Genomic DNA, 3,705 nt, shown 5'->3' on the forward strand with positions numbered 1-3,705 from the left:
AGCGAGTAATCGCGCTGTGTCCGTTTCACACCTTGTCCCATCGGGTTCTCCATTTATTAGGGGGAAAGGTGTAAACCATATTCAGGACGGGACAGCCGGTAACAAAAAGCCCACTGCATGCAGTGGGCTTTTTTGATCCCGCCGTGTGAGCGCGGCGACAACAGAGGCAAGGGAAGCGGTCAGCGCCTCTCTATTTGCGATATTCGTTGTTGTAGTTCTGGATGAGACGCCGGGTCACCTCGTGCTGAGGATCGGCAAACACCTTGAGGGTCTTGCCGCGCTCCACCACCCGACCTTCGTGCATCACCAGCACCTCGTCGCTGATATGGCTGACGATACCCAAATCGTTGGCTACCAGCACATAACTCAGTCCCATGGTCTCCTGCATCTCCAGCAGCAGGTTGATGATCTGGGAGCGTACCGAGATGTCCAGGGTGGAGAGCGCCTCATCGGCCACCACTATCTTGGGGTTGAGGATCAGCGCGCGCGCCAGCGCCACCCGCTGCTGCTGACCGGAGGAGAGCATCTGCGGATAGAACAGGGCGTGATCCGGCAGCATCCCCACCATACGCAGGGTCTGCACCACCTTCTCGCGGCGCTCCTCCTCGGTCATCTCGGTGTTGAGACGCAGCGGGGTTTCCAGGATCTGGCCGACCCGGATCTTGCGGTTCAGCGAGGTGTTGGGATCCTGAAAAATCATCCGCAGCAGTTTGCAGCGAGTCTGGTAATCGCCATGCACCATCAGCTGGCCGTCGATGGCGATGTCGCCGCTGGTGGGTTCGATCATGCCAGCCAGAATGCGGGCGAGGGTGCTCTTGCCGGAGCCAGCCTCGCCGACGATGGCGAGGGTCTGACCCACTTCGAGGTCGAACGAGAGGGGCTTGATCGCCTCCACCGCCTGACGACGGAACAGACCGGTGCGGTTCTGGTAGGTTTTGCTAAGGCCTCTGACCTGCAACAGGGATGGCTCGATCACAAGCGGGGCTCCTTCATGGGGGCATTAACGGTCATCATTTTTTCGGCTCCTCCATGTTCAGCGGGAAGTGGCAGCTGAACTGATGGCCCTTGATCTTGTTCATCAACGGAGTCTGCACGCACTGCTTCTGGGCGTAGGGGCAGCGCGGCCCCAGACGGCAGCCGATGGGCAGGTGTTGCAGCGGCGGGATGACGCCGGGCAGGGTCTCGAGGCGCGACTTGTGGCGCACCAGCTTGTCAAAGTCGGGGATCGATTTGAGCAGGGCATCGGTATAGGGGTGATGCGGGGTCTCGAGGATCTGCTCCCGGGTGCCTACCTCCACCATCTGGCCGCAGTACATCACGTTGATGGTATCGGTCAGGTTGGCGATGGCGGCGATATCGTTACTGATGATCAGGATGGTGGTATTGCCCAGCTTGTTCATCTTGTCCAGCAGTCGCAGGATCTGGGAGTGGGTGGTGGACTCCATGGCGCTGGTAGGCTCGTCGGCTACCAGCAGACGCGGCTGGTTGGCAATGGCCATGGCGATCATCACCTTCTGGCACATGCCATCCGACAGCTCGTGGGGATAGGCGCGCATCACCTTGCGGTGATCCTTGACGCCTACCCGGTGCAGCAGGGCGATGGCCTTCTTCTTGCGCCACTGGAAGCGTTGCCAGAATTGCCCCTCGAACGAATCGGTCGGGATCGCCTCTTCCAGCTGGGTGCCGATCTCCTCGGAGGGGTCGAGACAGCTGATGGGGTCCTGGAAGATCATGGCGATCTCGCGACCCATGATGCGCCGGCGCTCCTTGGGGGCCATGGTCAGCAGATCCATGTCGTTGAAGCGCATCCGGTCGGCACGTACCGTCCAGTTGTCCTTCTCGATGCCGACGATCACCTTGGCGATCAGACTTTTACCGGAGCCGGATTCACCCACCAGACCGCGGATCTCCCCCTCGGTCAGGGTCAGGCTCACCTTGTCCACCGCCTTGACCTTGCCTTGCGGGGTGTCGATCTCGATGGTGAGATTGCGAATATCGAGCAGCGGCATCAGTCATTCCCCTCTTTGAGTGCTTCACGAATGCCTTCACCAACTAAATTGGTCACCAGCACGCTGAACAGGATGGCGATGCCGGGCAGGGTGACGGTCCAGGGGGCGAGATAGATAAGGTCGCTCGAATCGGCCAGCATGGTGCCCCACTCCGGTTGGGGAGATTGGGCGCCGAGGCCGAGAAAACCGACCGCCGAGATATCGAGAATGGCCGCCGACAAGGTGCGGGTGGTCTGGGCCACCAGGGTCTCGACAATGTTGGGCAAAATAGCCAGACGCATGATCCGGAAGGGGGGCGAGCCATCGAGGCGGCTGGCGGTGATGTACTCCTTCTGCATCTCGGCATGTACTGCGTTGTAGGTGGCCCGGATAAAGGGCGGGATCAAGGCGAGCGTAATGGCTATCAGGGTATTGCCAAAACCCGGCCCCATGATGGCGACCATGATGATGGCCATCAGCAGGGAGGGGATGGAGAGCAGGGTGTCGAGCAGGTGGTGCAGCACGCTCGATTTAAGCCCCTTGCTCATGCCGCCGAGGATACCGATGGCGGAGCCCACCACCATGGCGATCACCACTACGACCAGCGCATAACCGAAAGTGAGGCGCGCCCCCACCACCAGCCGGGAGAGCATGTCGCGCCCCAGATCGTCGGTGCCGAGGAAGTAGTCGATGTTGCCGGTCGCCGCCCAGGAGGGGGCGAGCAGCAGCTTGTCGGTGTGCTGTTCATCTATGCCGTAGGGGACGACCAGCGGCCCCACCAGCGTGATGAGCAGCAACAGCAAAAAGCACCATAGCCCCGCCATCGCCAGAGGATTACGGCTGTAGGAGGCCCACGTCTGCTCAAGGGGCGAGAGGATCTTGAGCTCGGGATAGATGTTCGATTTATCTTGCATAGGATACCTGGCTCCTGGTCACGCCATGAGCGCGTTCAATCTTGTTTGGCATACAACTCTTTGCGCCGTGCCGGATAGATAAGGGTGGTCAGCAACTCGGTGCTGACGCTGGTCAGGATCACGAAACTGGCCACTACCAAGGTCGCGCCGCGAATGGCGGCGTAATCCTGCAGGGCGATGCTGCTGATGAGCCAGCGGCCGATCCCGTGCCACTCGAACACCACCTCGGTGATCATGGCGGAGGTGAGCACGCTACCCAGTTGCAGACCCAGCAGCGGCAGTACCGGCGGCAGGGCGTTCTTCAGACCATGGCGCCAGACGATCTGCGCTTTGGAAAGGCCCCGGCTCGCCGCCGCCTTGATGTAGTTCTGCTTCATCACGTCGATGAGCGAGCTGCGTACATGGCGGATCACCTCGGTGGTAGGCACTACCGCCAGCACCAGTGACGGAAGGATCAGGTGGCGCAGGGCATCATGCAGTGCTGCTTGCCGCCAGGGCTCGTTGCTGAGCAGCACATCGATCACCGCGATGCCCGTGATGGTTGGCACGTCGTAGAGCAGGCTGATCTGCCCGGAGGCTGGCAACCAGCCGAGATCCAGCGAAAAGAGCATTACCACCAGCAGCGCCAGCCAGAATACCGGCACCGCATAGCCGATAAGACCGGCAGTCATGATGGAGAGATCCAGCGTCTTGCCCTGTGACAGGGCCGCCAGGGTGCCGAGAGGAATGCCCACCAGCAGCGAGATGGCGAACGCCGCCAGACAGAGGATCAGGGTCGCCGGGAAGTAGTGGCGGATCTCGTC

4 protein-coding genes are annotated in these 3,705 nt (G+C 60.9%); all 4 read right to left on the reverse strand.

Translation table 11 applies throughout. From position 1 onward, the window contains the following. Nucleotides 1-190: 190 nt before the first annotated feature. A complete protein-coding gene (locus tag AB5Y92_RS07075) occupies nt 191-976 on the reverse strand; it encodes an ABC transporter ATP-binding protein (protein ID WP_005333681.1) in 786 nt (261 codons plus the stop codon). Between the two features lie 34 nt (nt 977-1,010). After that, complete coding sequence (locus tag AB5Y92_RS07080; protein WP_005333679.1) at nt 1,011-2,009, reverse strand: oligopeptide/dipeptide ABC transporter ATP-binding protein; 999 nt, start codon at nt 2,007-2,009, stop codon at nt 1,011-1,013. Next, nucleotides 2,009-2,902 (reverse strand): ABC transporter permease subunit, encoded by an 894-nt coding sequence (locus tag AB5Y92_RS07085; RefSeq protein ID WP_005333677.1) that lies wholly within the window; start codon nt 2,900-2,902, stop codon nt 2,009-2,011. Before AB5Y92_RS07085 ends, AB5Y92_RS07080 begins: the two co-directional genes overlap by 1 nt. 35 nt (nt 2,903-2,937) lie before the next feature. Next, the coding region (locus AB5Y92_RS07090; RefSeq protein WP_368226156.1) for an ABC transporter permease subunit at nt 2,938-3,705 on the reverse strand (768 nt) is incomplete at its 5' end.

The sequence above is a fragment of the Aeromonas sp. R1-1 genome (assembly GCF_040908495.1).
GTDB classification, from domain to species: Bacteria; Pseudomonadota; Gammaproteobacteria; order Enterobacterales; family Aeromonadaceae; genus Aeromonas; species Aeromonas veronii.

Coding starts and splice junctions, on each gene's coding strand:
- AB5Y92_RS07080 (WP_005333679.1), bottom strand. CDS start 2,009: ATGCCGCTGCTCGATATTCGCAATCTCACCATCGAGATCGACACCCCG.
- AB5Y92_RS07085 (WP_005333677.1), bottom strand. CDS start 2,902: ATGCAAGATAAATCGAACATCTATCCCGAGCTCAAGATCCTCTCGCCC.